This is a genomic window from Marivivens donghaensis, from assembly GCF_011806565.1.
Taxonomy (GTDB): domain Bacteria; phylum Pseudomonadota; class Alphaproteobacteria; order Rhodobacterales; family Rhodobacteraceae; genus Marivivens; species Marivivens donghaensis_A.
On record NZ_JAATOP010000008.1, the window covers coordinates 91,674 to 117,548 of the forward strand.

18 protein-coding genes are annotated in these 25,875 nt (G+C 63.1%); 5 read left to right on the top strand and 13 right to left on the bottom strand.

Features of this window, described 5'->3' with window-relative positions; genetic code table 11:
* Window positions 1–81 precede the first annotated feature (81 nt).
* From HCZ30_RS12505 to serB, 3 genes are all read right to left on the bottom strand, one after another.
* A complete protein-coding gene (locus HCZ30_RS12505; RefSeq protein ID WP_167638633.1) occupies window positions 82–612 on the bottom strand; it encodes a hypothetical protein in 531 nt (176 codons plus the stop codon).
* A gap of 179 nt (window positions 613–791) precedes the next feature.
* On the bottom strand, window positions 792–1,520 hold the full coding sequence (locus HCZ30_RS12510) for a TSUP family transporter (RefSeq protein WP_246212797.1): 729 nt from the start codon (window positions 1,518–1,520) through the stop codon (window positions 792–794).
* A gap of 38 nt (window positions 1,521–1,558) precedes the next feature.
* A complete protein-coding gene (gene serB / locus HCZ30_RS12515) occupies window positions 1,559–2,434 on the bottom strand; it encodes a phosphoserine phosphatase SerB (protein ID WP_167638635.1) in 876 nt (291 codons plus the stop codon).
* A gap of 230 nt (window positions 2,435–2,664) precedes the next feature.
* Here serB and HCZ30_RS12520 point away from each other — a divergent pair, with 230 nt between their 5' ends.
* From HCZ30_RS12520 to mnmH, 4 genes are all read left to right on the top strand, one after another.
* Window positions 2,665–3,810, top strand: a complete 1,146-nt coding sequence (locus HCZ30_RS12520; RefSeq protein ID WP_167638636.1) for a phosphoserine transaminase — start codon at window positions 2,665–2,667, stop codon at window positions 3,808–3,810.
* Window positions 3,811–3,886: 76 nt separating this feature from the next.
* Window positions 3,887–5,482, top strand: coding sequence for a phosphoglycerate dehydrogenase (gene serA, locus HCZ30_RS12525; protein ID WP_167638637.1), 1,596 nt, complete (start codon window positions 3,887–3,889; stop codon window positions 5,480–5,482).
* A 114-nt stretch (window positions 5,483–5,596) separates the two neighbouring features.
* Complete coding sequence (locus HCZ30_RS12530) at window positions 5,597–6,310, top strand: metallophosphoesterase family protein (protein ID WP_167638638.1); 714 nt, start codon at window positions 5,597–5,599, stop codon at window positions 6,308–6,310.
* 9 nt (window positions 6,311–6,319) lie between these two features.
* Window positions 6,320–7,369 carry a tRNA 2-selenouridine(34) synthase MnmH gene (gene mnmH, locus HCZ30_RS12535; RefSeq protein ID WP_167638639.1) on the top strand — a complete coding sequence of 350 codons (1,050 nt, stop codon included), beginning with the start codon at window positions 6,320–6,322 and terminating at the stop codon, window positions 7,367–7,369.
* On the opposite strand, the gene selD is transcribed toward mnmH, so the two are convergent.
* The 5 genes from selD to HCZ30_RS12560 all read right to left on the bottom strand — a co-directional run bounded on the left by selD (window position 7,356) and on the right by HCZ30_RS12560 (window position 13,758).
* Window positions 7,356–9,506, bottom strand: coding sequence for a selenide, water dikinase SelD (gene selD, locus HCZ30_RS12540; protein ID WP_167638640.1), 2,151 nt, complete (start codon window positions 9,504–9,506; stop codon window positions 7,356–7,358). The genes mnmH and selD overlap by 14 nt on opposite strands.
* 12 nt (window positions 9,507–9,518) lie before the next feature.
* Entirely contained in the window at window positions 9,519–10,538 is a 1,020-nt protein-coding gene (locus tag HCZ30_RS12545) for a lipocalin-like domain-containing protein (protein WP_167638641.1), read from the bottom strand.
* On the bottom strand, window positions 10,528–12,891 hold the full coding sequence (locus HCZ30_RS12550) for an ABC transporter permease (protein ID WP_348640389.1): 2,364 nt from the start codon (window positions 12,889–12,891) through the stop codon (window positions 10,528–10,530). The genes HCZ30_RS12545 and HCZ30_RS12550 overlap by 11 nt, the downstream gene beginning before the upstream one ends.
* The gene (locus tag HCZ30_RS12555) at window positions 12,888–13,541 is read right to left on the bottom strand and encodes an ABC transporter ATP-binding protein (RefSeq protein WP_348640390.1); all 654 of its coding nucleotides are present in this window, start codon (window positions 13,539–13,541) and stop codon (window positions 12,888–12,890) included. The genes HCZ30_RS12550 and HCZ30_RS12555 overlap by 4 nt, the downstream gene beginning before the upstream one ends.
* A 64-nt stretch (window positions 13,542–13,605) precedes the next feature.
* The gene (locus tag HCZ30_RS12560) at window positions 13,606–13,758 is read right to left on the bottom strand and encodes a hypothetical protein (protein WP_167638642.1); all 153 of its coding nucleotides are present in this window, start codon (window positions 13,756–13,758) and stop codon (window positions 13,606–13,608) included.
* Window positions 13,759–13,832: 74 nt separating this feature from the next.
* On the opposite strand from HCZ30_RS12560, the gene HCZ30_RS12565 reads away from it, so the two are divergent.
* Complete coding sequence (locus HCZ30_RS12565; RefSeq protein ID WP_167638643.1) at window positions 13,833–15,008, top strand: acetyl-CoA C-acyltransferase family protein; 1,176 nt, start codon at window positions 13,833–13,835, stop codon at window positions 15,006–15,008.
* Here HCZ30_RS12565 and pbpC read toward each other — a convergent pair.
* The 5 genes from pbpC to HCZ30_RS12590 form a co-directional block, all read right to left on the bottom strand.
* Window positions 15,005–17,062: a penicillin-binding protein 1C gene (pbpC, locus tag HCZ30_RS12570; RefSeq protein WP_167638644.1), complete on the bottom strand. Its 2,058-nt coding sequence runs from the start codon at window positions 17,060–17,062 to the stop codon at window positions 15,005–15,007. The genes HCZ30_RS12565 and pbpC overlap by 4 nt on opposite strands.
* A complete protein-coding gene (locus HCZ30_RS12575) occupies window positions 17,026–22,458 on the bottom strand; it encodes an alpha-2-macroglobulin family protein (RefSeq protein WP_167638645.1) in 5,433 nt (1,810 codons plus the stop codon). The genes pbpC and HCZ30_RS12575 overlap by 37 nt, the downstream gene beginning before the upstream one ends.
* 87 nt (window positions 22,459–22,545) lie before the next feature.
* Window positions 22,546–23,319 (bottom strand): peroxide stress protein YaaA, encoded by a 774-nt coding sequence (gene yaaA, locus HCZ30_RS12580; RefSeq protein ID WP_167638646.1) that lies wholly within the window; start codon window positions 23,317–23,319, stop codon window positions 22,546–22,548.
* A 7-nt stretch (window positions 23,320–23,326) separates the two neighbouring features.
* Entirely contained in the window at window positions 23,327–25,363 is a 2,037-nt protein-coding gene (recQ, locus tag HCZ30_RS12585) for a DNA helicase RecQ (RefSeq protein ID WP_167638647.1), read from the bottom strand.
* Between the two features lie 135 nt (window positions 25,364–25,498).
* Window positions 25,499–25,786, bottom strand: a complete 288-nt coding sequence (locus HCZ30_RS12590; protein ID WP_167638648.1) for a YggT family protein — start codon at window positions 25,784–25,786, stop codon at window positions 25,499–25,501.
* Window positions 25,787–25,875 lie beyond the last annotated feature (89 nt).

Below are 25,875 nucleotides of genomic sequence, written 5' to 3' on the forward strand. Positions count from 1 at the left end.
GATGGGCGCTCATATAGCATTCGGGGCCGAATTCAAAAGAATTCCGCCCCTAAATTCCATTATCACGCTTTTTTGGTTGCGTCAGCCGCCGCAGCGACGTGCAGCCTCTTCAACAGACGCGGTGAAGCCGAGCAGCGAGAACGTGTCGGTCGTCACGGTGCCGCGGCCCGAACGGCCAACGACAGTCGCGCTGGCGCCAGCCTTGAGTGCGTTGACGATCTGTGCGTCTGCCTCGGCGTTGGTCGGCCAAGCGAATTCGCCGTCGACGAAGAGCTCGAACTTGGTGCCGCCGACGTCCAGTTCGACGGTCGAGTCAGTCGCGAACGGGTAACCACCGTTAAACGCGACCTGACCCCGAACGTTGGCTTCGGGACGGTAGAAAACGTAAAGCAGGATATCGCCACGGCGGGCTTCGACTACTTCGCCGTCACGGCTGTTTACGGTTTCCTTCGGAGCGGAGACGGCCCAGCAATCATGCGGGGTCGCAACTTCGAAAACGCTCCAGTCGGTGTTTGCTGCTACACGTTGCGGCTCGCTGCTCTGAGCAAAAGCCGAAGTACCGGCCCCGAGGGCCAGAGCAACGCAAGCGGCGCGCATCATTCCTGAAATCATCTTACAGCCTCCAAGCTGTCATTGCCTCTGCCCCAGCGTTCCTGCGCGTTCTCCGGCGCAATAGGATCAGCGGAGCGGTGTTCACCCGATATCTCAGACCTAGCAAGAAAGATGCCGGATTGGAAAGCCCGTGCCTACCATGATTATAGGTAGTTTTCCGCTGTCCTCACGGGATCGTGTCAGAGTCCCATGGCATCCGCGATCAGTTTGAGAGCCATGCCCGTCGACGCGATGACCAGCACCGGCTTGATGACACGGCTGCCGATCGACATGGCGAGGCGCGATCCGACGTAGGCTCCCGCCATCTGCGCAGCGCCCATGCAAAGGCCCGTGATCCACAGCGGCTTGGCCGTCGTCGCAAAGACGAGGACTGCGCCCACGTTGGATGCGAAGTTCAGCAGCTTGGTGTGCGCGGTCGCTTTCAGAATGCCGTAGCCACCCAGCGCCACGAACCCAAGCATGAAGAACGCGCCAGTTCCCGGCCCCAGAAGGCCGTCATAAAAGCCCACAAATGGAACGAGCGTAAACATGAATACGGTCGGAGAGATCCGCTGCTCGCGGTCGATGTCATCGAGGCCGGGGCGGAACGCGAAAAACGCCGCCACCGCGATCAGCAGGACAGGCAGGCCAAGGCGGATCACGTCGACGGGCAGGCTGCTCGCCAGCCACGCACCGACACCGGCAGCAGCGCCGGACACCAGCGCGGCAGGCAACTGGCGGCGCAGGTTTACATGGCCCGCGCGGGCATAATTGAATGCGGCCATCCCTGCGCCGAACAGTCCTTGAACCTTGTTCGTCGCTAGAGCGGCGACGGGATTGATCCCTGCGATCATCAGCGCGGGAACGGTAATCAGACCGCCGCCTCCGGCAATGGAGTCGACGAAACCGGCAGCGAATGCGGCCAGCATGAGCAACGCCAAAACGTCGCCGGCAATTTCAATAGGCATTATGAGGTGAACTCGGAGCGGGCGTACCCTTGGATAAAGAGAAGAGCGGTCAGGTCGCCGTGGTTGATGCGGACATCGCACTGGGCCTGAACACTCGGTTTGGCATGCAGCGCGACGCCCGTACCGGCGCGGCCCAACATACCCAGATCGTTGGCACCGTCGCCGACAGCAATCACGTCGGCTTCCTCGATGCCAAGCTTGGCGGTAATTTCTTCAAGCGCCTGAACCTTCGCCTCGCGGCCAAGGATGGGACGGCCCACCTCGCCGGTAAGCTTGCCGTCTTCGGCGATCAGCGTGTTGGCGCGGTTTTCATCAAAACCGATGGCCTCGGCCACGCGGCCGGTAAAGGCAGTGAAACCACCCGACACGAGCGCAGCATAGCCGCCGTTGGCCTTCATCGTAGCGACCAGTTCGTGACCGCCGGGCATGAAGGTGATGCGGGTTTCCAGAACGTGCGGGATGACGGATTCGTCGAGCCCCTTGAGCAGTCCGACCCGCTCTGTCAGCGCACCTTCAAAGTCCAGCTCGCCATTCATAGCGCGGGCGGTAATGTCGGCCACCCGTTCACCGACACCGGCCTCGGCAGCCAGTTCGTCGATGCATTCCTGACGGATCATGGTCGAATCCATGTCCGCGAGGAGCATCTTTTTCTTACGGTTTTTGGTCTCTTGAATGACGAGGTCAATCGCCGACGACTGGAGGCTTTCCCAGACCTGCCAGAAGTTCGTCGGCATCGTCGGAACGCGGAATTCGGCGGCCTCTTCGACGGCCAGCCACTGCGCTTCACCGCCACCCCACGCATTTCTGAGGTTCTCGACCAGCGCGGCTTCCAGTCGGCCCTCGGCGGGCGCGCAAAGCAGGGTGACGACGTACATATCAAGGCTCCGAGCGTTGTTACTAAGGCGATGTCGCACATCCCCGAAGCGGTGCCAAGTACAACCGAAGTTTCCGCGTGTTTCCTATCGTGAACCGGGATCGTCTGTTTGCGACCATTTGTCGGAAAATGCCGTCACTTTCCTCATTGCCTTCCTCCCGACTCGGCTCTATCTCGGTCGGCGGGACACTCCTCCCCAACGAGGAGCGTATATCTGAGAGGGTAACACCGATGACTACCGCACAACCGGCTACGCGGCCGGCAAACCCGCGTTTTTCCTCTGGCCCCTGCGCCAAAATCCCCACCTATGCACTGGAAAAGCTTGCTGACGCGCCGCTGGGCCGCTCGCACCGTGCTGCTGTGGGCAAGGCGAAGCTGAAAGCCGCCATCGAGGAAACCCGCGAGCTTCTGAACATCCCCGCAGACTACCGCATCGGCATCGTTCCGGCGTCGGACACCGGCGCTGTCGAAATGGCCATGTGGTCGATGCTCGGCGCACGCCACGTCGAAATGCTGGCATGGGAATCCTTCGGCTCCGGCTGGGTCACCGACGTCGTCAAGCAGCTCAAGCTCGACGCTACCGTGAAGACCGCCGACTACGGCCAGATCGTCGATTTCAACACCGTCGACTTCAACAACGACGTCGTGTTCACTTGGAATGGCACCACCTCGGGCTGCCGCCTGCCGAACGGCGACGCGATCCCCGCTGACCGCGAAGGCATCACCATCTGCGACGCGACCTCGGCTGCATTCGCGCAGGACCTGCCGTGGGACAAGCTCGATGTGACCACCTTCTCGTGGCAGAAAGTCATGGGCGGCGAAGCTGCTCACGGCATGATCGTTCTGTCGCCGCGCGCCGTAGAGCGTCTCGAAAGCTACACCCCCGCTTGGCCGCTGCCGAAGATTTTCCGCATGACCAAGGGCGGCAAGCTGATCGAAGGCATCTTCGTCGGCGAGACCATCAATACCCCGTCGATGCTGGCAGTCGAAGACTACCTCGTCGCGCTGGACTGGGCCCGTTCGATCGGTGGCCTCAAGGCTCTGTTCGCCCGCGCTGACGCCAACGCCAAAGCCATCTGGGACTTCTGCGCGCAGAAAGACTGGATCGCCAACCTCGCAGAGGACGATGCGACCCGTTCCAACACTTCGGTCTGCCTGAAGTTCACCGACGACCGCATCAAGGACGGCGCAACCTTCGCCAAGGCCGTTGCAAAGCGCCTCGAAAAAGAAGGCGTTGCGCTGGACATCGGCGCGTACCGCGATGCGCCTGCCGGTCTGCGTATCTGGTGTGGTGCGACGGTCGAAACCGCCGACATCGAAGCTCTGCTGCCGTGGCTCGAATGGGCCTTCGAAGCCGAAATCGAAGCACAAGCGTGATCTGACGGGGCGCCCTGACGCGCCCCTCCTTTCCCCATTCCACGGGCGAAGTGCCCGCCAGTTAAAGGAGCCCATCATGGCCCCCAAAGTCCTCATTTCCGATAAGCTTTCCCCCGCTGCCGTCCAGATCTTCAAGGACCGCGGTATTGACGTCGATTTCCAGCCCGACCTTGGCAAAGACAAGGACAAGCTGGCCGAGATCATCGGCAACTACGACGGCCTCGCCATCCGTTCGGCCACCAAAGTGACCGAGAAGATCATCGAAGCCGCCACCAACCTCAAAGTCGTCGGCCGCGCCGGTATCGGTGTCGACAACGTGGACATCCCGAATGCCTCGAAAAAAGGTATCATCGTGATGAACACCCCGTTCGGCAACATGATCACCACCGCCGAGCACGCCATCGCCATGATGTTCGCCGTTGCCCGCCAGATTCCCGAAGCATCGGCATCGACCCACGCAGGTAAGTGGGAAAAGTCGAAGTTCATGGGCGTCGAGCTCACCGGCAAGACCCTCGGCGTGATCGGCGCAGGTAACATCGGCGGTATCGTCTGCCAGCGTGCTGTCGGCCTGAAGATGAAGGTTGTGGCTTACGATCCCTTCCTTTCGGACGAACGCGCAACCGAACTGGGCGTGACCAAGGTCGAACTCGACGAGCTGTTCGCGCGCGCCGACTTCATCACCCTGCACGTTCCGCTAACCGACACGACCCGCAACGTCATCTCGGCCGAAGCCATCGCCAAGATGAAAGACGGCGTCCGCATCATCAACTGTGCCCGTGGTGGCCTCGTTGACGAAGCCGCACTGGCCGAAGCCCTGAAGTCGGGCAAGGTCGCAGGCGCTGCATTCGACGTGTTCGAAACCGAACCGGCCAAGGATTCGCCGCTGTTCAACCTGTCGAACGTCGTCTGCACCCCGCACCTCGGCGCGTCGACCACCGAAGCGCAGGAAAACGTCGCCCTTCAGGTTGCCGAGCAGATCTCGGACTACCTGCTGACCGGTGCAGTCACCAACGCGCTGAACATGCCGTCGGTCACCGCCGAAGAAGCAAAGGTCATGGGTCCGTGGATCAAGCTGGCCGGTCACCTCGGTAACTTCATCGGTCAGATGACCGACGAGCCGATCAAGGCGATCAACGTCCTCTATGACGGTGTTTCGTCGACCATGAACCTCAAGGCGCTCGATTGCGCCGTCGTCGCCGGCATCATGAAAAAAGCCAACCCCGACGTGAACATGGTTTCGGCTCCGGTCATCGCCAAAGAGCGCGGCGTGAAGATCTCGACCACCACGCAGGACCAGTCGGGTGCGTTCGAAGGTTATATCAAAGTGACCGTCGTCACCGAAAAGAAAGAGCGTTCGGTTGCAGGCACCGTCTTCTCGGATGGCAAGCCGCGCTTCATCCAGATCAAGGGCATCAACGTCGACGCCGAAGTCGGCGAGCACATGCTCTACACCACCAACGAAGACGTTCCGGGCATCATCGGTACCCTCGGCGGCACCCTTGGCGATCACGGCGTGAACATCGCGAACTTTACCCTCGGCCGTTCGAACTCGGGCGGTGAGGCGATCGCGCTGCTCTACGTCGACGATGCGCTTTCGACCGACGTGCTGAAGGCTCTCGAAGCGACCGGCAAGTTCAAGCAGGTCAAACCGCTGACCTTCGACATCGCCTGATCAATTCAGCGACACAGTGACCGAAAGGGGCGGACAATCCGCCCCTTTTTCATGTTGCGGACGTGACATTGTTACCCTCCGCGACATATCCCTCTCCTGCAAACGGAGCACATTATGATTTATGCTATTGGTGATATTCACGGGCAATTGGTCGAACTGGACCGCGTTCTCAGCCTGATCGAGGCGGACGGCGGCGCGGATGCCCACATCGTTTTTCTCGGTGACTACACGGACCGTGGCCCCGACAGCCGCGGCGTTCTCGACCGTCTGATCAACGGCGTCAGCCAAGGCCGCCGCTGGACCGTCCTGCGCGGCAACCACGACCGCATGTTCTGCCGCTACCTCACCGACGGCAATGAACACGACGAGCGTATCAAATCCGGCAAAGGCTGGCTGAACCCCTCACTTGGCGGCCCGACGACCCTTGCCAGCTACGGCGTTAACATCGAAGAGGGCGACATCCTCAAGCGTGCACAGGCCGCCGTCCCGCCCGAGCACCTCGCGTTCCTCGAAAGCCGTTCGCTCTGGTACGAAACCGACGATCTGCTGTTCGTCCATGCAGGTATCAAACCTGGCGTGCCGATGGACGAACAGGACGAAGACGACCTGATCTGGATTCGCGAAGGTTTCCTTGACCACGAAGAGCCCTTCGAGAAGCTCATCGTGCATGGCCACACCGCGCTCGAGCAGCCGACCCACTTCGGCAACCGCATCGACATCGATAGCGGCGCGGGCTATGGTCGGCCGCTGACCGCTGCCGTCTTTGAAGGAACCGACTGTTTCATCCTGACCGAGACTAGACGCGTGCCACTGCTACCCACAGTCTGATCAGAGAAAATGCCGCAGGAATTCAAGACACTGGCCGACCTTCTGGCGCACGGCTTCGACACCGTTATCGACGTGCGCTCGCCTGCCGAATATGCCGAGGATCACATCCCCGGCGCTGTCAGTATGCCGGCAATGTCGAACGACGAACGCGCGCGTGTGGGCACGATCTACAAACAGATCAGCCCATTTGAGGCCAAAAAGGTCGGCGCCTCTATCGTTGCCCGCAACGTAGCTAGCCACATCGACCGCCACATGCAGCAGAAAAATGGCAGCTGGAAGCCGCTCGTCTACTGCTGGCGCGGCGGTCAGCGGTCTGGTTCTGTGGCAATTATTCTCAAGCAGATCGGCTGGCGCACGGACACCATTCAGGGCGGCTATCAGACCTACCGCCGTCTGGTGCATCACGCGCTTTATGACAACGAAGTCGCGCACCGTTTCATCCTGCTGGACGGCAACACCGGCACGGCAAAGACCGACGTCCTGAAGAAGCTCGCCGCAATGGGCGTGCAGACGCTCGACCTCGAAGGCATGGCAAATCACCGTGGTTCGATGCTCGGCGCGATGGGCGATCAGCCCAGCCAGAAGATGTTCGAATCCCGCATTGCCTGTGCCCTCGCCCAGCTTGACCCCGCAAAGCCCGTTCTGGTCGAGGCCGAGAGCAGCAAGATCGGCAAGATGATCGTTCCGCCGATGGTCTGGAAAGCGATGTGCGCCGCGCCGCGCATTGACATTTCAGCCCCGCTGGAGGCCCGCGTCGAGTATCTGACACGCGCCTATGACGACGTCACTGCCGCTCCGCGCCGCTTGAAAACGCTGATCCAGCCGCTCCGCACATTCCGTGGCAACGAGACCGTCGATCAGTGGGAAAAGCTGCTGGAGGCCGAGGATTTCCCCGCCCTCGCCGCGTCGCTGATCATCGATCACTACGATCCGGCCTACAACAAATCGCGCAGCGTCCACGACTTTGCGCTGCTTGCGACCGTCGAGGCCGACAAGCTGGACGATGCAGGGCAGACCCTCCTTGCGGAGCAGATCGCAGAGATCGTCAACTCACTGTAATCCCGTCAGACTTGGTCATTTTCCCAATGATCGCAGCCTTGTAACCGCTCAGGAGGAGCTGTTCGTGCAACTCTTCCGCCTTTTCGACAGGCACAACAGCCATCAAGCCGCCCGCCGTCTGGGGATCGAACAGCAGGTCGAACTTCGGGCTGCGGTTGCCATAGATTGCACCCGCGCCGCCTCGGTTCTCGGCCCAGATAGTCGAGCGAACGCCTTGCTCTGACAGCTCCTCCGCACCCGCCAGAGTCGGCACATCTATCAGCTTGATCTGCGCGCCAAGGCCGCTGGCTTCGCAGATGTTGGCGAGGTGCCCTGCCAACCCGAAACCCGTAATATCCGTCATCGCGCGGGCATCAGGCGTGAGGATACGGCTCGCCTCCGCCTGCGTCTGTAGCATCGCTTCATAGGTCGCAACGACATCCCGCCCTTTGGCGAGCCCGCGCATCTCTCCCGCCATCACAACACCCGCGCCAATGGGCTGCGTGATGATGATCTCATCGCCCGCCTCCGCCCCTTCGAGGGTGACCGGACGGTCGCAAATGCCCGTAATCGTAAAGCCGATGGTCAGCTCGCTGCCGATGGAGGAATGCCCGCCGACAATCGCCGCACCGGCTTGGCCGAGGACATCGGCAGCAGCGCCCATAATCTCTGCCATCGTGCGCCGTTGCAGCGCGTCCGACATGCGCGGCAGAATAATCTGGACCGTCGCGGCAGAGGGTTTTCCGCCCATGCCCCAGACGTCGCCCAGCGCATGAATGGCAGCGATGCGTGTCATCAAAACTGGATCTTCGGTGAAAGCCCGCAGGTGGTCAGTGGTCATCACCTGTTTCTGGCCGTTCACATCCATGATTGCGGCATCATCGCCTTTGACGGACTGGATGTCGGGGCGGTCGTTCTGCGGCAGATCGGCCAGCGCCTCTTTCAAAGCGGACCGCCCGACCTTCGCCCCGCAACCACCGCATAGCGGCGCATCACCAAGTTCCTCGCGCACGCCCTTGGCCACCTGAGAGGGCAGCTTCGCGAGGCCCATCTGCGGCAGCTCACTGAATTTGCGCATGAATTTGGTATCGATGTGGTTCTTCCACTTCCACAAAAGCGGCCCCTTGAACGACTGGCCCATCTTTTCGGCCAGCGCCGACTGACCACCCAAGGACACGAGTTTCAGGTAGTCTTTCTGCGGCTGGTAGCCCTTCAGCGGCTCGCCGGACAGTTCGGCTTTCAGGTTATGGAACAGCGTCTTGGCCGAGCGCACCGCGAACACGCCCGCCTTGGGGCGCGGCGCGTGGCGCATGTAGCAACAGTCCCCCGCCGCAAAGACGTGGGGATCGCTGGATTGCAGCGTCGGCCCGACACTGACGAACCCGTCATAGAGCGTCAGGCCCGTCTTTTTCAGCCACTCATGCGGACGCGCCCCCGCCGCACCGCAGACGAAATCCGCAGGGATGGGTGTCCCGCCTTCCAGCAGAACCGCGTCAGAGGTGATCCGGTCGACCTTTGCATCCGCGACAACCTCGACGCCGTTCTCCTCCAGCGCCTCCAGCAAGTGCTTGCGGGCATCATCGCCAAATTGGGACACCACCTTGCCGCTGTCGATCAGCGTCACGCGGTGATCCTTGTGCCGCAGCGCATGAGCCATCGCCATCGCAAGTTCAGCCCCCGCGACACCGCCGCCGATCAGCGCCACACGCGGACGGGATGCGGATTTGCGGTAGCCGTCCCAACGTTCGGCGAACCGGTCGAGCGGTTTTGCAGGCACGGCGTGATCGGCAAAGCCGTCCATATCGGGCATTTCGGACGTGATCCCGACGTCGATGGACGCCACATCATAGGCGACCTTGCGATCCCCGACGGTGATCGCCTTTGCCTTCGTATCAATCGCGCTGGCCTTACCGGTAATGATCCGCGCACCTGCGAAACGGGCGAGCTTGATGAGGTCGATGTCCAGCTCGTCCTTGGTGTAGTGCCCTGCCACGAACCCCGGCAGCATCCCCGAATAGGGCGCCGTCGGCGCGGGGTTGATGACGGTGACGCGCACGCCAGCCAGAGGCTTCATTCCCCACATCCGCAGGACCAGAGCGTGGGTATGCCCGCCACCGATCAGCACCAGATCGCGGGTCAGGGGAATGGTGGTCTGCATACTCTGCCTCGGTTATTCGTAGCCCGTCATTTCCAGATAACCGCGGCCCGTATGGGTTCCCGTCACAGTAACGGGACCTTCCCAATACTGGGTCGTCAGCGGCATCCATGAATCCGGATTAATAGCGGATACAGTGACATCCAAGCCCCGCTCAGGCAACTGGACTTGCCACAGCACAGGCACCTCCGGACCGCTCGTCGGACTGTTTTCGAGCGGCTCTGCCATAAAGGCACCGTCGGTATATGCTGTCGTCCCGCCATCCGCATCGATCCAGGTGGCCGAGGTGTAGGTATCGGCCCCGCGCAGGCGGAACCCCATCAGCTTGTCGCCGTCATCAAAAGACAGCGAAAACCAGTCCCACCCGCTTTGATCCTCAGCGAGCGGCTGGGACGACCACTCGCGATCGAGCCACGCGTTGCCGGTGACGTGGATGTCTTCGTTGCCAATAGTAAGGGTCCCGTCGACCGCAAGGAACGGCTGGGAATAGTAGTAAGACGCCTGCCCGCCCGCCGATTTGACGGAGTAGCCCTCGGCCCCATGAAACACGAGCGGCCCCGTTTCGCTCAGTGAAAGGTCATAGCGCCAATCGGTGCCCGAGGCCGTCATGTGGCTGAAGTCCAGTTCCCAGTCGTCGATCCAAGCGGAGAGCTGCTGATCCGACGCGCCCGCCTGCCCGATCCCGCCGCGCCCGAACCGCTCTGCGGTGAAGTGCGCATCCTCCGTTGTCAGCGCGGCGTGACCCATCCAGACCTGCGGAGAGGACCACCCCGCCGCCTCTTCTGGGGCGAGGGCGCTTCGGAACAGCGTCCACTGGACCCCATACTCCGCACCGTCATCGCCTGTCAGGTTTGCGGTCACATACCACCACTCGATCCGGTACTCTGGATGCGCACCGTGGTCGGTCGGAAAGTCAAAGGTGTACCCCCTCTGAGGCAACGCAAAACCGTCCGCATCGGAGCCTAATCCAGCGAAACCTTGTCCAAACGCTGCGAGCGGCCAGAGCAGGAGAAGGGCGAGCACTCTAGCGTTCATTGGCGAAAACCTTCAGCAAATGGCTCGTCGGCGTGCGCCCGAGTTTCAGCGCGGGCCATAGCGCAGCCGCTCCCGCAGCAATCAGCGCCTGCACGAGCAGGAACACGTAGCTCGTCGGGAAAACGAACATCGGCAGCCGCCAACCGAAGGCCGCCACATTGACCACCGCGAGCAGCACCCACGCCAGCGCCAGCCCCAAAGGCAGCGCAAAGACGAACGTCCACGCGGTCAGCATGACGGTCCGCAGGATCTCCAACCGCTCCAGCCGCCCGCGCGTCAGCCCTAGCGCCCAGAGCGGCGCAAGTTGCGGGATGCGCATTCCCGACAGCGTCAGCAAGCTCATCAGGATCGCAAACCCCGCCACCCCCAGCGTCAGCCAATTCAGCGCGCCAGTGACAGTGAACGTCCGCTCGAAGATATCGAGCGAGTACGCCTTGATCCCCGCCTGATTGATGACGTTCGCCTCGGGCAGACCGTATTCACTCACAAGCTGATCGGTTAGCGCGGCCACATCCTCGGGCAGGACGCGGACACCGTATCGCAGCGCCTGACTATCGGGATACAGCTCCTTGAACACCTCGCGCCCGATGATGACCTGTCCGATGGGGTTCCCGTAGTCGCCGTAGATCCCGACGACGGGCAGAGTGATCCCCGGAAGCTCCAGCATGTCGCCGAGCTGAAGGTCGCCGCGATACGATAGCTGTTCGTTGATCGCCACGCCCTCGCCCGCCTGCACGATGTCCCACATCTGCGGGACTTGGCTGAGGAACCGCCAGTTATCGCGGTAAGTACGGTCGTCAATCGGGCCGTAGAGTTCGGCAGGCAGACCGTTGGCCTCCACGTCGATCTGCTCGATCGGTAAAACCGACTCCACCTTACCCGCGAGGAATTGCTCAAGCGCGACGGCGTCCTCTTCGTCGCGGGCAGTCACATAAAGCTCCGCCGCGAGCCGTTGATCGAGAAAACCGACAAAGGTCTGCCGGAACGACGACACCATCGTCGACACGCCGATATTCGCAGCCATCGCCAGTAGCAGCGCCGCCAAGGCGAGAGACAATCCGGGCAATTGCTGGCGCGTATCGGCCCAGAACCACTCCCACACCGGCCCTTTGGCGAGCCGCTGGCCCAATGCCAGCGCCGCGTTGAGCACCATCGGCAACAAGAGCGCAGCGCCCAGCAGCAGGGTGCCTAGCAAGGCAAAACCAGTGACTAATCCGTCAGCAATCAGGGCAAAGATGCCAGCCGCCGCCAACATGAATAGCCCCGCTATGGTCTGGATGACCCGCCCGCGTCCCGCCTGCATGGACCACGCGCGCGGCTGAGCGCCCGCCAGCAACGGCATCCGCGACAACTTCCATAAGGCAGAGGCAGACGCCGCCATCCCGCCGAGCAGCGCGATGCCCAGACCCGACAGCCACCACACCGGCCTGATCGCCAGAGTGCCGCCGACATCCGCACCGTAGAGGCCCTGCAACGTCGCCGCCACGTCAGGCAGCAACGCCGCCGCGATGAAGTACCCAATGACCACGCCGATCACACCGCCGAGCAGCGAAAGCACCGCCATTTCGGCCGCCATAATCGCGATGACGGTCCTGAGCGGCACGCCGAGCGCCCGCAGGGTGCGGACCAATGGCCTGCGCTGTTCGAACGCCAGACCGACAGCGCCGTTGACGATGAAGATGCCGACGACGAAGGACAGAAAACCGAAGGCTGTGAGGTTGAGGTGGAAGCTATCGGTCAGCCGCCCGATGTCCGACCCACCCTGCGGCGTCTGGACGTTGAGGCCCTGAACAACGCTTTCCAAGGGCGGTTGGCGCACCGGCTGGTCAGATAGGACCAGCAGCCGCGAAATCCCTTGGGCCCCGAGCAAATCAGAGACGAGCCCGATGTCGCCAATCGCGGTGTTCGGCGCAAGCTCGGGCGTCTCGACCGTCGTCACGCCGTCCACAGACACGCCTGAGGACACCCACAGCGTCGGCTCGCTCGGCAATTCCGCCTCAATCGACAGGGCCGTCGTTCCGATCCCTTGCGGCGCGGTCAGCGGCTCGACCCCGATCAGCCGCACGCCATCCAAGCGCCCCTCGACCACCGGCGACACCAGCCAACCCACGCGTCGCAGCGCCACGTAGTCCTCGACCGCGATCGGCAGTCCGTTGTTCGCCGTGATCTGCGTGTACTGCCCTTCGCCCAAGGTCGCGGCGGCGGCATCGTAGCTTGCCCGCGCTTCGGCGTTGATCGCCTGCACGCCGGACCACAGCGCGGTCGCCAACGCCAATCCCGCCAGCAGCGTGAAAAACTGAAGCCAGTTGCGCCGCCAGTAAGAAAGCAGCGCGATGAGGGCCTGCCGCCTCACGCGACCTGTCCCGCCCGAAGATGGAGCCGCCGATCCAGCATCGCGGCCAGCGCGCTCGAATGGGTCACCATGAGCAGCGCGGCACCCGTTTCGCTGACAAGCTCCAGCATCAGCGCGATCACCTGCGCGGCGGTTTCTTCGTCGAGGTTGCCAGTCGGCTCGTCCGCCAGCACCAGCGCGGGCTTCGCTGCAAGCGTCCGCGCAATCGCGACGCGTTGCTGCTGCCCGCCCGAAAGCTGCTCTGGATACTTACCGAGCTGTTCCGTCAGCCCGATCCGGTCCGCCAGACGCTTGCACCAATCGGCATCGTATTTCCCCGCCAGCCGCGCATGGAACGCGATGTTCGCTTCGACGGTCAGCGAGGGGATCAGGTTGAACTGCTGGAAGATGACGCCGACCACATCGCGGCGCAGATGGGCGCGCCCCGCCTCGTTGAGTTTGCCGACATTCGTCTCGCCGACAAACACGTCACCCGCGTCGACCACATCCAGCCCCGCAGCCAGATGGAGCAGCGTGCTTTTCCCGCTACCGGATTCGCCCGTGAGCGCCAAAGTCTCAGCGCCAGCAAGGTCCAGAGAGACGCCTTTGAGCACCTGAACGGTCTGGCCCGCGCTCACGTAACTCTTTTGCAGGTCGCGAATTTTCAGCACATCGGCCTCCGGCAGTCAGGGTTGCTGCAAAACTAGCACCCCCTGCCGGACAGTCTATGACCTGTCAGGGATTTGCCGCTGCAAGACAGGCCGCCATCGCCAGAAATAGCAGCGTCAGCCCGTGGAAAGCATTACGCAGCGGCACCTCCTTCGGATCGTTCATCCAGTTCTTGGCCGTGAACGCGAGCTTGAGGGGGATGTCCGAGCCACGGCTCATACGCTCGGTGACGGGACGTTCCGCTTCTCTGCCTTGTTCGGGCGCAATATCGTCCCCTCAACAGGAGGAACCCCATGAGCGATATCGTAATTCTGTCCGGCGCACGCACCGCCATCGGCACTTTCGGCGGGACCCTCGCGCAAACGCCGCCGATCGAACTGGGCACAGTCGCCGCGAACGCCGCCATCGAACGCGCTGGGATAGAGCCTGATCGGATCGGCAGCACCGTCTTCGGTCACATCATCAACACCGAGCCGCGCGACATGTACCTCAGCCGCGTCGTCGCGATGCAGGCTGGCGTGCCGCAGGAAACTCCCGCGATGAACGTGAACCGCCTCTGCGGGTCCGGCGTGCAGGCGATTGTCTCTGCGGTTCAAGGTCTCATGCTGGGCGATGCCGACTTCGCGCTTGCCGGTGGGGCCGAGAACATGACCCGCTCTCCCTACATCCTCCCCGACGCGCGATGGGGTGCGAAGATGGGCGATGTCCGCGCGCTCGACATGATGCTCGGCGCGCTGAACTGCCCCTTCGGCACCGGCCACATGGGTGTCACCGCCGAGAACGTCGCCGCCCGCTACGGCCTGACCCGCGAAGATCAGGACGCCTTCGCGCTGGAAAGCCAGAGGCGCGCCGCAGCCGCGATTGAGGCAGGCCACTTCGACAGCCAGATCGTCCCTGTGGATGTGAAGGTCAAACGGGACACCGTCGCCTTTGCCCGCGACGAACACCCCAAGGCGACGGACGCGGCGGGCCTCGCGAAACTGCGCCCCGCTTTCCAGAAGGATGGCACGGTCACCGCAGGCAATGCGAGCGGGATCAACGATGGTGCCGCCGCGCTGGTCCTCGCCCGCGCCGATGCGGCCGAAGCCGCTGGCCTCACGCCGAAGTTCCGCGTGGTCGGCTACGCACACGCTGGCGTCGATCCGACCGTCATGGGTCTGGGCCCGATCCCCGCCGTCCGCAACCTGCTCAAGCGCACCGGACTCAGCATTGCCGACTTCGATGTCATTGAATCGAACGAAGCTTTCGCGTCCCAAGCCCTCGCCGTGAGCAAGGAACTGGACCTCGACCCCGCCAAGGTGAACCCCAACGGCGGCGCCATCGCGCTCGGGCATCCGGTCGGCGCATCGGGCGCGATCATCACGGTCAAGGCGATGTACGAACTAGAGCGCACGGGAAAACGCCTCGGCCTCGTCACCATGTGCATCGGCGGCGGTCAGGGCATCGCGCTGGCGATCGAAAGGCTCTAACGCAGCTCGATTTCGGTGCGGGCCGACTGGCCCGCGCTGTCGATCACGGTGAGCGTCTGAAAGCCCAAGCCGAGGTCGAATTGCATCTCCCTCTCGCGGGAGGTCAGCACCACATCGCCGTTCGCGAGCCACGTGAACGGCGGCGCGCCTTCGTTCACGCGCGCAAAGACAGAGCGCCCTTCGACGATGGCTCCGGACGGAGGAAAGGCGAACTCCGGCCCCGTCTCGATCACGACCTCTCCACGCGGACGGAACCGTTGCAGCGGACGCGGGAGGTCTGACGTCCCGACGATCAACGTCGCCTCGGGCGGCGCTGAAATAGGGTCTATTCTGGCTTTAACCCGCGCGAATGCCTCGAACATTGCGGGTGCGGCCAGCTCTCCACCAAAGGCCCCCGGCACGGGCGTTCCGTCCGCGCGGCCCATCCAGACGCCAACCACATGCCGCCCGTCAAACCCGATCGCCCATGCATCGCGGTGGCCGTAGCTCGTCCCTGTTTTGTAGGCGATGCCCTCGGACAGATAGCCGGCAGGGCGCGGCACTTCGCGCAGAATATCGGCCAGTTCCCACGCGGCGACGTCACCCATGATCCGGCGCGGCGCAAAGCCCTTGGTCGGGCTGGCAAAGTGGCGCAGGTCAACCTGCGTGCCCCCGTGCGCGATGCTGGCGTAGACCCGCATCAGATCCTCCAGCGACACACCCAGACCGCCCAGCGCAATCGCGAGGCCGGGTTTGCCGCCGGGAATGTCAGGCTGCACTCCGGTCCGCCTCAGCCCCCAGACAAGGTGCTGCGGCCCCATGCTATCAAGCAGGGACACCACGGGGATATTCAGAGACAGTTGCAGCGCGGCGCGCACCCGCAATTCACCGCGAAACATGCCGTCAAAGTTCTGCGGCGCGTAGCCGTCAAAATCGACGGGGCGGTCGGCAACCAGCGTCTCGGGATGGACCATGCCCTGATCGAAGGCGAGGCCGTAGATCAGCGGTTTCAGCGTCGAACCTGGCGAGCGAACCGACTGCGTGAGGTCGACGAAACCCGCCGACTGGTTCGCCTCGTATCCCGCAGACCCGACCGAGGCGAGCACTTCGCCCGTCGTGTGGTCCGCCACCATGATTGCCACCTGCACGCGGTCGCTGCGGTTCATCACCGTCTCGGAGGCCAGACTCTCCAGCCGCCGCTGCATATCGCCGTCAATGGTCAGCCAATAGCGCTGCGCCGTGCCGTCCGTCACACGGTCCGCGAGGTGGGGCGCTAGCGCGGGAAAATCCTGCCTTTCGCTCGGAATAGGCTCTGTTTGGACCGCCGCGATGGTGTCTGCATCCACCACCTCCTGCCCGAGCATCCTCTCCAGAACCCGTGCCCGCGCGGCTTCGGCATTCTGCGGATGCCGGTCTGGCCTGCGCACCTCGGGCGACTGCGGCAGAGCTACCAGCAGAGCCGCCTCAGCCGTCGTCAAACGGCGCGGGGGCTTTCCGAAATACGCCAAAGACGCCGCACGGACGCCCTCCAAATTGCCCCCGAATGGCGCGCGGTTGAGGTAGAGCGTCAGGAGCTGCTCTTTGTCCAGAACGCGCTCCAACGCCAGCGCAACGCGCACTTGCCGCAGCTTGCCTTGCCACGATCCTGTCCCGCTATCCTCCAGCAGACGTGCGACCTGCATCGTGATGGTGGAGCCGCCCGATACGACCTCTCCGTTCATCGCAGCCTGTCCCGCAGCACGTGCAGCCGCGATCCAGTCGACGCCGTGATGGCGCATGAACCGCTGGTCCTCGTAGGCGATGAGCATGGCGATGTAGTCGGGGTCCACATCCCTGATCGCCGCCTCCAGCCGCCAGCGCCCGTCCGCGACCGTATAGGCGCGCAGCAGGTCACCGTCGCGGTCCAGCACTTCGACCGAGGTTTCCGCCAGCAGGCTCGGCAGCTCGGTCGTGTCGATCCAGCGATCAAGCGCAGCGCGACCCTCGGCAAAGGCCAGAAGCCCCGCCGACAGGCAGATCAGCGCTGCGCCGAGCCGTTTCACTCGATAACCGCGACAGTGCCCGCATCGCTCCATGCACGGTGGTCGGGGCGGTACATATCCTCGACGCTCGCGGCGGGATGATGGTACGCGCCGGGGGTCGTCGCACGGACGATGTAGGCCAGCGTGAACGGATCGTCAGAGCGCCAGTCGACCGCCGCAAGGAAACGGTCGGCGAGGAACTGCGACGACTCCGCATCAACCGACTCCAGCCAGTTCAGGTTCGCAATCGCACCGCCACTCACGAGGTTGGGGTTGTCGATCTCGAAACCGGCGGGCAGCGGATCGTTGACCATGAGGCGGCCCTCCTGATCACCCAGCGGATCAACGCGAACGACAGCCACGAGGCGCGCTCCGGCGGCGACAGGTTCGCTCAGATCGACCGCATTGCCGTCCAGATCATAGTAGGCACGGCTGATCGCATAGGCTTTGCCGCCAGCGAGTTCCGGCTGCTCCGGCACTCCATAGGTCGTGACCGTCAGCGCGGTGCCCTGCTTGCCATTGTTCGCGACAAGCACGGGGTTCGCCGCCGCGCTCTCCAGCATATGCACCAGCGGGCCGTCAGGCACCTCGCCGTTTAGCGTGATCCCCGCATCGGCAAAGCTGTTCGTCAGCGCATTGGCGGCAAGCAGGGTCCAGACGGCCTCTTGCGTCGAGGCACGCTCGCCCACGCCGACCAGACGCGACACCATCGCATCCTCATCCACCGCATCGCTATTCGCCTCGCTCGCGAGGGTCAGCACGGCAGCGGTATCGCGGCGGTAGGTACCGTAGTCGCTCCGCCACGTATTCGGCTCTGCTCCGGCGTCACGGGCGACAATCCGGTCCTCCGCCATGCCGAACAGACGGTCAGCGCGCTGCTGCTCACCGTAGCTCGCCAGCGCCGCACCAAGCTGCGCGAGCGCCAGCGGAGAGCCGAAATCGGCGGCTTTCTGGTCCGCATAGTACCGCAGATCACCGACTGGAGCGGCATTCTCGCGGGCCAACACATAGAGCGCATAGGCAAGGTCGGTCGCGCCACCATCGAAGTCGGGATAGTAGTTCACCGCGTTCCGCAGGTTATCGACGGCGCTTCCGAACGCGCGGTCGGGCACGTCGTAACCCAGCTCACGCGCGCGGCTGAGGAAGTCGGTCACGTATGCATCCAGCCACAGATCGCCCGACGACGGGTTCCAGAGGCCGAAGGCCCCGTTGCTATCCTGATTGCCGAGCACCTCGGTGATCGCCTGTCCGATCCGCTCGTCCAGATCGCCCGCCGTATCCAGCCCCATCACCTTGGCCAGCGCACCCATGTAGAGCAGCGGCATGGCGCGGGATGTGATCTGTTCGGTGCAGCCGTAGGGATACTGGTCGAGCGCAAGCAAGAGACCAGGCGCATCAAGCCGCGCCAGTGCACCGACCGACAGCGTCGCCTCGCCCGTGCCGTCCATCAGGCCGTCAAAGACCGAGCGGTCGAACATGAAGGTATCGCCGGCCGCCAGCGTCATCCGCGACTGGCGGACGATGGCGGGATCGTTGACTTCGACAGGGATGGTGATGACCTTGTCCAGTGTCTCACCGTCGGGCGTCGTCAGCGTGAAAGTCACATGATGCAGCCCGACCTCTTCGGCAAAAACAGGCAGGGATAGGGTCACATTTTCGCCTTTCGGAAGATTGACCGAGGACGGAATGGCGCTGGCGTCGATGACCACGCCATCCGCGCTGACGGCGACGCCCAACTCCCCCGCAGGGCCGTCGGTATGCGTGATCTCCATCAGGATGCGAGAGGTATCCTCGGGCGACATGAAGCGCGGTGCCGAGACCGTCAGGACTACCGGATCGCGGACGATCACGTCCTGCGACGCCTCGCCGACGCCGGTGTCAGACCACGCGACCGCCATGACTTTGACCGTGCCGTTGAAGGCGGGCAGATCGAAGCTCACACGCGCTTTGCCGTCCGCGCCGACCGCGACAGGACCGGAGAAATAGGCGACGAGCTCTTCGGTCGGCGGCGGCGCTTCCATCCCCATCGGAGAGATCCCGTCACCACCCGACCGCACATTGCCGAGGCTACCATTCAGCCCGTCGATCAGATCGCCATAGATGTCCCGCAGTTCGATACCGAGGCGCCGCTGACCGAAGTAGTAATCGGTCGGCTCGGGCGCTTTGAAATTGGTGAGGTTGAGGATGCCGACATCGACAGCGGCAACAGTTACCCATGCTTCGTCCCCTTCGACCAGACCGTCCACATCGACCGTGATATCCATCGGACCGCGCGGGCGCATTTGCTCGGGCAGGTCCAGCGATACGGCAAGTTCCCGATCTCCGGGCGCGATGGCGGCATAGGCAAGCCCCATGCTCCGCGCCGGATTATGACCCGCCGCCACGTCCATCGGGCGGATGACCGATGCGGTGACATATGCCCCCGCGCCCCATTCGTCGGTGACGCTCAGCGGAATCAGGTTCTCGCCCTCGCTGACCTCGACGGCTTCCATGTGGATGACGTGGTTCGACAGGACGCTCACCAGAGCAGTGCCTGCATAGCGAGGCACGATGCGAAGGGTTGCAGTGTCGCCCACGGCGTAGGCTTCGGCGTCCAGCGAAACGTCCAGGACGTCCGGCGTTTTCTGACTATCGGCGGGCACGTACCAGCCCGCGTAATAGCTCACCGAGGACGCGATTTCCGCGTCTTCGCGGCTCTCCACCACCAGTTCATATTCCCCCCACGTCGTCGGTGCCTCAACGGACACCGCGCCGTTGCCGAGCGTGATGTGACCCGAGGCCACCCGTTCGCGCGTGGTCACGAGGTTCCAGTCCCAGCGGCCGTCGATCGAGTACCACTGATAGCGGTTGGTCAGACGGTTAACGGTCCAGTCGGCCTCCATCGCGGTTTCCCGAAGGTCGGAGCCGACGCCGACGACCTCGAACGAGGCGGTCGCGTTCTCGGCCACGTCGGCGTCGAACAGCGGTTTGATCCCGATGAGGTTCTCGCCCGACAGCACCGTCGCACTCGCGCGGCGCTCGACCGGACGGCCCGAGCCTTCCACCAGACGCACGTTCAGCGCCATCGACAACGGGCGGGTCACGCGTTCGTAAATCGGCAGGTCGAGTTCGACCAGCGTGGAGCCGTCATCGCCCGTCGCATCGCCGTAGACGTAACCTGTGCGGGTGTTGAAACGTTCGTTGTAGCGACCAAACTTGTAGCCCTCCCAGCCCGCGACCGAAGCCTGCGCGCTGAGGATCGCTTCGCCCTCGACATCGAGGCCCGCAGCGGGTGCACCGAACAGGTAGTTCGCGGTGACAGGTACATCGGCAATGTCATCGAGGTTGATGACCTCCGGCAGGTCGATGTCAAAGTCGATCCGCTCGGGCAGGAAATCCTCGACCAGCACGCGGGCGCTCGCCAAAGGCGCTGCATTAGTGTCTGCTTTGACCTCCAGACGCCACGCGCCGCGCGGAGCAGTTCCGGCAATCGGCAGGTCGTAGACATAGCCGCCCGAGTGGTCCTCGGTCAGCGTGGAGCGGCTGTATTCGACACCATCGGGGCGGCGCAGGATCGCCGTCAGCGGCACGCCCGTGAGTGCCGTGACATCCTCGTCCCTCAGCAAAGCGGTGGCGTGGATGGTTTCGCCCGCACGGTAGGCCCCGCGGTCGGTGGTCAGAAACACGTCGATGGGTCCGGCGGGCTCGCGCCCCTCGACACCGCGGTCGGACAGATCGAACGCAGGCCCGTCCAGAGACAGAAACGCCATGTCCGTGTCATTGCGCACAGTCACTAACGCAGGCGCAGACGTGCCAGTGCCGCGCGTCAGTCCCGCGTCGAACTTGGCCACACCCACCGCGTCCGCAGTCGCCGTGCCGAGCACGGCATTACCGACGGAGACCAGCTGCACCTCCGCCCCTTCGAGCGCACTGCTATCGGCCAGCGAACGGGTCACGACGGTCAGGCCGTCTGACCCCAGCATCGTCGAGATGCCCACATCGGACAGAATGAACCACTGCGTTGCGGGCGCTTCCCATTCGGTATCGCTTCCGGGGATCATCGCGGTCAGCAAGTAGACACCGGCAGGCTGATCGCCCAGCGCCTCTGCCAGCGGAATGCGGCTTAGGCTATCGGCGTTCAGATCGCCCGAGACCTCGACCGTGCCGTCCCAGACATCGGTCAGCACAGTGTCATCAAGGTACTCGTCGTTCCACGGATAGACCGGCTGGCCGAAAGTGCGCTCCTGCATCATTTGCCGCAGATTACGGTCGCTCATCCGGCGCAGTCGCAGGTCGACCTCATTCAGGTTCACCGTCTCAATCGGGATCGCCACGTCGCCCAGACGCGGCAGCACATAGGCGTTCGACATGAAGCGGACAGAGGCGGAACGGTCGCGCACATAGAGCGCAAGCTCCGTGTTCCGTGCCAGCGTCTCACCGGACTCCGCCGGCATCCCTTCGCGGAGGGTGAAGGTGTAGCGCTGGCCATGCTCTGCACCGTCGAGGCAGAGGCGGTCATCACTCACTTCGACCGTCATCGCCTGATCGGGCAACTGAACGAACGGCGCGTAATCGACACCGGTTTTCACCAGCGGTTCGTTGAAGATCGCGCAGATGCGGGGCGTTTCGCTGTCGCTCTCGACCTCGGTGTCGACAACGCGAAACCCGTATTCGTTGATTGCGTCCTCAAGCAACGCCTCGACCTCGCGGTCGGGCGACACCTCCATCGCGAGGCGCAGCGCGGGGATCATCTGGCGGCCGCGATCCTCGTTCTCGAAGGCTTGCGCTAATGCCACCAGCGAGCGGCGGCGGTCCACGTTCGAGGACGCACGGAGATACGCGTTGATCGCCGCAAGGTCGGCGCGGCGCTTGATCTCCCGCTGCTCGTCTCGCGCGTTCTGCGGCATCCGCCGCGCGGCAAACGCGTAGGACAGCCACGTATCGACGTCCTCGGCGATGGAGAGGGCAGCGCCGTAATTTCGCGCTGCCGTCAGATAGTCGCCCTCACCAGAGGCTTTCTGAGCCGACCCCAGCAGCGCATCGCGGTCAAAGCCGTTCGCAACGTGGTATTTACCGATATCACGCGACAGGGTCTGCACCTGACCCAGCAGGCTGTCGCTGACGAAGAGCGTCAGATCCTGCGCCCGCATCGCGCCCAGCGCCTGCGCCGCATCGGTGGTCTCGCGGATATGGGCCGAATAGGCGCCCGCGAAATATTCCTCCTCCAGATCACCCGCCTTGAGGAAACAGGCAGCGGAGCGCTGGTTGAACGTGAACGCCTCGCAGGAGGTATCGGACAGACAGGAGGACTCGCAGACTTGCAGCGTCGTGTCGCGGATCGACTGGATATCACCGCCGGGCAGATCGTTATTCAGCGTGTATTCGAGCCGCCTCTCTGGAACGAAGCTTTGATCCTGAGCGAGTACCGGCGTCGCTGCCAGCACGGCAGCCGCAACCCACATGATACGCATGTCTGTTCCTCCATGACCCACGGTCAGGCTGACACAGGCTCTGCTGCTCCCGCAACAAGGGACTGGAAATGCTCCGCGCGGAAATCCTTACCCTTCGGGGTAAGCCCTTGTGAACGCGAGGTTATCGCCTTCGCTCATTTCCTCGTTATAGGCATACCTGCCCAAGTCGAACGCCTTCAAATCCCCGACGTCGAGGGGGCGGTTCTCCATGACGAAACGCGCCATCGCACCGCGTGCGCGCTTGGCAAAGAAGCTCACCATCTGCGGCTTGTCGTTCTTGATCTCGTAGAACTGGGGCGTGACCACGCGCAGCTTCAGCGCTTTGGTCTGCGCCGCACCGAAGTATTCCTGACTGGCGCAGTTCACCAGAACATCAGTGTCTATTTCGGCAGCTTGCGCGTTCAGCGCCTTCGCGATCTGGTCGCCCCAGTAGTCATAGAGGTTCTTACCGCGGCGCGTTTTCAGGCGGCTGCCCATCTCCAGACGGTACGGCTGCATCGCGTCCAAGGGGCGCAGCACACCGTAAAGGCCCGACAGAATACGCAGATGGTCCTGCGCATAGCGGATCGCGTCCTCGGACAGCGTTTTCGCCTCCAGCCCTTTGTACGTGTCACCATCGAACGCATAGATCGCGGGCTTTACCTTGTCGGCAGCGGGCTCCGCCTCGAACGCCTTGAAACGGTCGCGGTTCAGCTTGGCGAGGTTATCCGACAGGCTCATCAGCCCCTTCAGATCGCCAAGCGTCAGGTTTCGCATTGTTTTGGCCAGACGCACGGCATCGGCCTGAAACGCAGGCTCGGTCGGGGCCACGTCAACGGGATCGAAATCGAGCGATTTTGCGGGGGAAACGACGACTAGCATTTTGTCCTCACGAGGCTTCCTGCAACACGTCGAGGAACGCGGCGCCGAAGCGTTCGGCATAGCGCTCACCCAGCAGCCGTTGCAGGGCATTCATATCATTCGGCCGCGACTGGGCCACTTTCGCCAGCAAGGACGCAGAGCAGCTCATCGGCTTGCCCGTCCCGTCCTCGCCACGTTGCAGATCAGCCTGAGCCGCCAGCAGACGATCATAAAGATCACCCTCGGACCGCCCCGCCATCTTGCGCCGTGCAGGGTGTACGTGCGCCACCTCGCCAGCGATCACAGAAAGAAACGCATCGCCGTAGCTTTGCAGTTTCTTGGCACCGACACCGCTGATCTTCGCCATCGCATCCAGCGTGGTGGGTCGCTGCTGCGCCATTTCGATCAGCGTTGAATCGTTGAAGATGATGTAAGCCGGAACGCCAGCCGCTTCCGCGAGCCCGCGCCGCTTGGCCTTGAGCGCAGACATCAGCGGCGCGTCTTCCTCGCTCACCAACATCTTGATCTTGTTTCCAGATTTCGCCGCTTTGATTGTGTCGCGGCGCAGGCGGATACTTTCCTCGTCGCGCAGGATCGGCCTCGCGCGCTCGGTCATCCGCAGCCCGCCATGGCGTTCGGGATCGGGCCGCAGCAGATCGTGACCCATCATCTGACGGAAGATCGCCTGCCATTCGCGACGGCTGTATTCCTTGCCCACCCCGAAGGTCGGCAACTGGTCGTGCCCCCGCTCGCGGATCTTGTCGAGGTCACTCCCCAGCAGGATCTCGATCAGATGCCCCGCGCCGTAGCTCTCCCCCGTGCGCAGCGCCGCCGACAGTGCCATCCTCACCGGTGTCGTCCCGTCAAACACATCGGCTGGCTTGTCACATAGGTCACAATGACCGCAGGGCTCCGACTGCTCACCGAAATACCCCAGCAAGGTCTGACGGCGGCAATCCAGCGCCTCGCAGAGCCCCAGCAACGCGTTCAGACGCGCATGATCCGCCATCCGCCGTTCGGGCGGAGCAAGCCCCTCGTCGATCTGCTGACGGCGATAGCGGATGTCGTCCGGCCCAAACAGGGTCAGTGTCTCCGCAGGCGCACCATCACGCCCCGCGCGTCCGATTTCCTGATAGTAGGCCTCGATCGACTTAGGCAGATCGGCGTGCGCGACCCAGCGGATATCCGGCTTGTCGATGCCCATGCCAAAGGCCACGGTCGCGACCACAATCAGCCCGTCCTCACGCTGGAAACGCGCCTCGACCTCGCGCCGGTCGTCAGCTTCCATCCCGCCGTGATAATGACAGGCCAGATGCCCCGCCTCGCCCAGCGCCTTGGCCAGCCCTTCGGTCTTCGCCCGTGTCCCGCAATAAACGATGCCGGACTGTCCCTTGCGCGCATTGGCAAAGTTCAGGATCTGCTTGCGCGGCTGGTCCTTCACCGCAAACGCCAGATGGATGTTCGGACGGTCAAAGCCTCGCAGGAACGTCTGCGGTTGCTCCGAGCCGAACAGTTTTTCGACGATCTCGACCTGCGTCTCGGCATCAGCCGTCGCGGTGAACGCGGCCAGCGGCACGTCCAGCGCCCGTCGCAGCTCTCCGATCCGCAGATAATCGGGGCGGAAATCATGGCCCCATTGGCTGACGCAATGCGCCTCGTCCACAGCGATCAGCGACACGCCAACGCGGCGCAGCATCTGCGGAATTCCGCCAGAGGCCAGACGCTCCGGCGCCATGTAGAGCAGTTTGAGCCGCCCCTCTTCGAGCGCCTGCCAAACCGCGTCGGTCTCTTCCTGCGTATTGCCCGATGTCAGCGCACCCGCTTCGACCCCCGCTTCGCGCAGTCCCCGCACCTGATCGCGCATCAACGCAATGAGCGGAGAAATAACGACCGTCACCCCGTCACGCACCAGCGCAGGCAATTGATAACACAAGGATTTACCGCCGCCCGTCGGCATGATGGCCAGCGTATTCCGCCCCGCAACAACAGCCTCGACGATCTCCTCCTGCCCGGGGCGGAAGCCGTCGAATCCGAATACGTCGCGCAAATATGCTGCCGCGGTCATTTGTGTCCTAGAAGTCTGCTCGTTTGCGCAAAAGAATCACAGCAAACAGAGCGGAGCAACCCCGCCCTGCCTTTGTGCTCTAAATATCCCGGGGTGAATTGGCCGCAGGCCAAGAGGGGCAGCGCCCCTCCCCGATCACATGAACGCGTAGTAGTTGTTCATCAGGATGATGCGGATCGCCTCAAGCGCGAGAAGCGCAACGATCGGCGACAAATCCAGACCGCCCAGGTTCGGCAGGATGCGGCGGATCGGATTGTAGAGCGGGTCCAAAATACGCTGGAGACCGTACCAGATCTGCGCCACGATCGGCTGGCGGATGTTCAGCACTTGCAGGCTGATGAGCCAGCTCATGATGAAGTGGGCAAAGATGATGAATCGGGCGACGCCAATCAGCATCAGGAGGATTTGAAAAACCGAAGCCATGCGATGTCCTTTCGTTGGCTCTCAGGTAATGCCACAGGCCCGCTGACACAAGACTGTGCCCTCACGTTACAATTGACGCCGTGTCACAT

Bases quoted from the DNA above. Each gene is read 5' to 3' on its own strand.
- HCZ30_RS12505 (WP_167638633.1), bottom strand. From the start codon at position 612: ATGATTTCAGGAATGATGCGCGCCGCTTGCGTTGCTCTGGCCCTCGGG.
- HCZ30_RS12510 (WP_246212797.1), bottom strand. From the start codon at position 1,520: ATGCTGGCCGCATTCGCTGCCGGTTTCGTCGACTCCATTGCCGGAGGC.
- serB (WP_167638635.1), bottom strand. From the start codon at position 2,434: ATGTACGTCGTCACCCTGCTTTGCGCGCCCGCCGAGGGCCGACTGGAA.
- HCZ30_RS12520 (WP_167638636.1), top strand. From the start codon at position 2,665: ATGACTACCGCACAACCGGCTACGCGGCCGGCAAACCCGCGTTTTTCC.
- serA (WP_167638637.1), top strand. From the start codon at position 3,887: ATGGCCCCCAAAGTCCTCATTTCCGATAAGCTTTCCCCCGCTGCCGTC.
- HCZ30_RS12530 (WP_167638638.1), top strand. From the start codon at position 5,597: ATGATTTATGCTATTGGTGATATTCACGGGCAATTGGTCGAACTGGAC.
- mnmH (WP_167638639.1), top strand. From the start codon at position 6,320: ATGCCGCAGGAATTCAAGACACTGGCCGACCTTCTGGCGCACGGCTTC.
- selD (WP_167638640.1), bottom strand. From the start codon at position 9,506: ATGCAGACCACCATTCCCCTGACCCGCGATCTGGTGCTGATCGGTGGC.
- HCZ30_RS12545 (WP_167638641.1), bottom strand. From the start codon at position 10,538: ATGAACGCTAGAGTGCTCGCCCTTCTCCTGCTCTGGCCGCTCGCAGCG.
- HCZ30_RS12560 (WP_167638642.1), bottom strand. From the start codon at position 13,758: ATGAGCCGTGGCTCGGACATCCCCCTCAAGCTCGCGTTCACGGCCAAG.
- HCZ30_RS12565 (WP_167638643.1), top strand. From the start codon at position 13,833: ATGAGCGATATCGTAATTCTGTCCGGCGCACGCACCGCCATCGGCACT.
- pbpC (WP_167638644.1), bottom strand. From the start codon at position 17,062: ATGGAGCGATGCGGGCACTGTCGCGGTTATCGAGTGAAACGGCTCGGC.
- HCZ30_RS12575 (WP_167638645.1), bottom strand. From the start codon at position 22,458: ATGCGTATCATGTGGGTTGCGGCTGCCGTGCTGGCAGCGACGCCGGTA.
- yaaA (WP_167638646.1), bottom strand. From the start codon at position 23,319: ATGCTAGTCGTCGTTTCCCCCGCAAAATCGCTCGATTTCGATCCCGTT.
- recQ (WP_167638647.1), bottom strand. From the start codon at position 25,363: ATGACCGCGGCAGCATATTTGCGCGACGTATTCGGATTCGACGGCTTC.
- HCZ30_RS12590 (WP_167638648.1), bottom strand. From the start codon at position 25,786: ATGGCTTCGGTTTTTCAAATCCTCCTGATGCTGATTGGCGTCGCCCGA.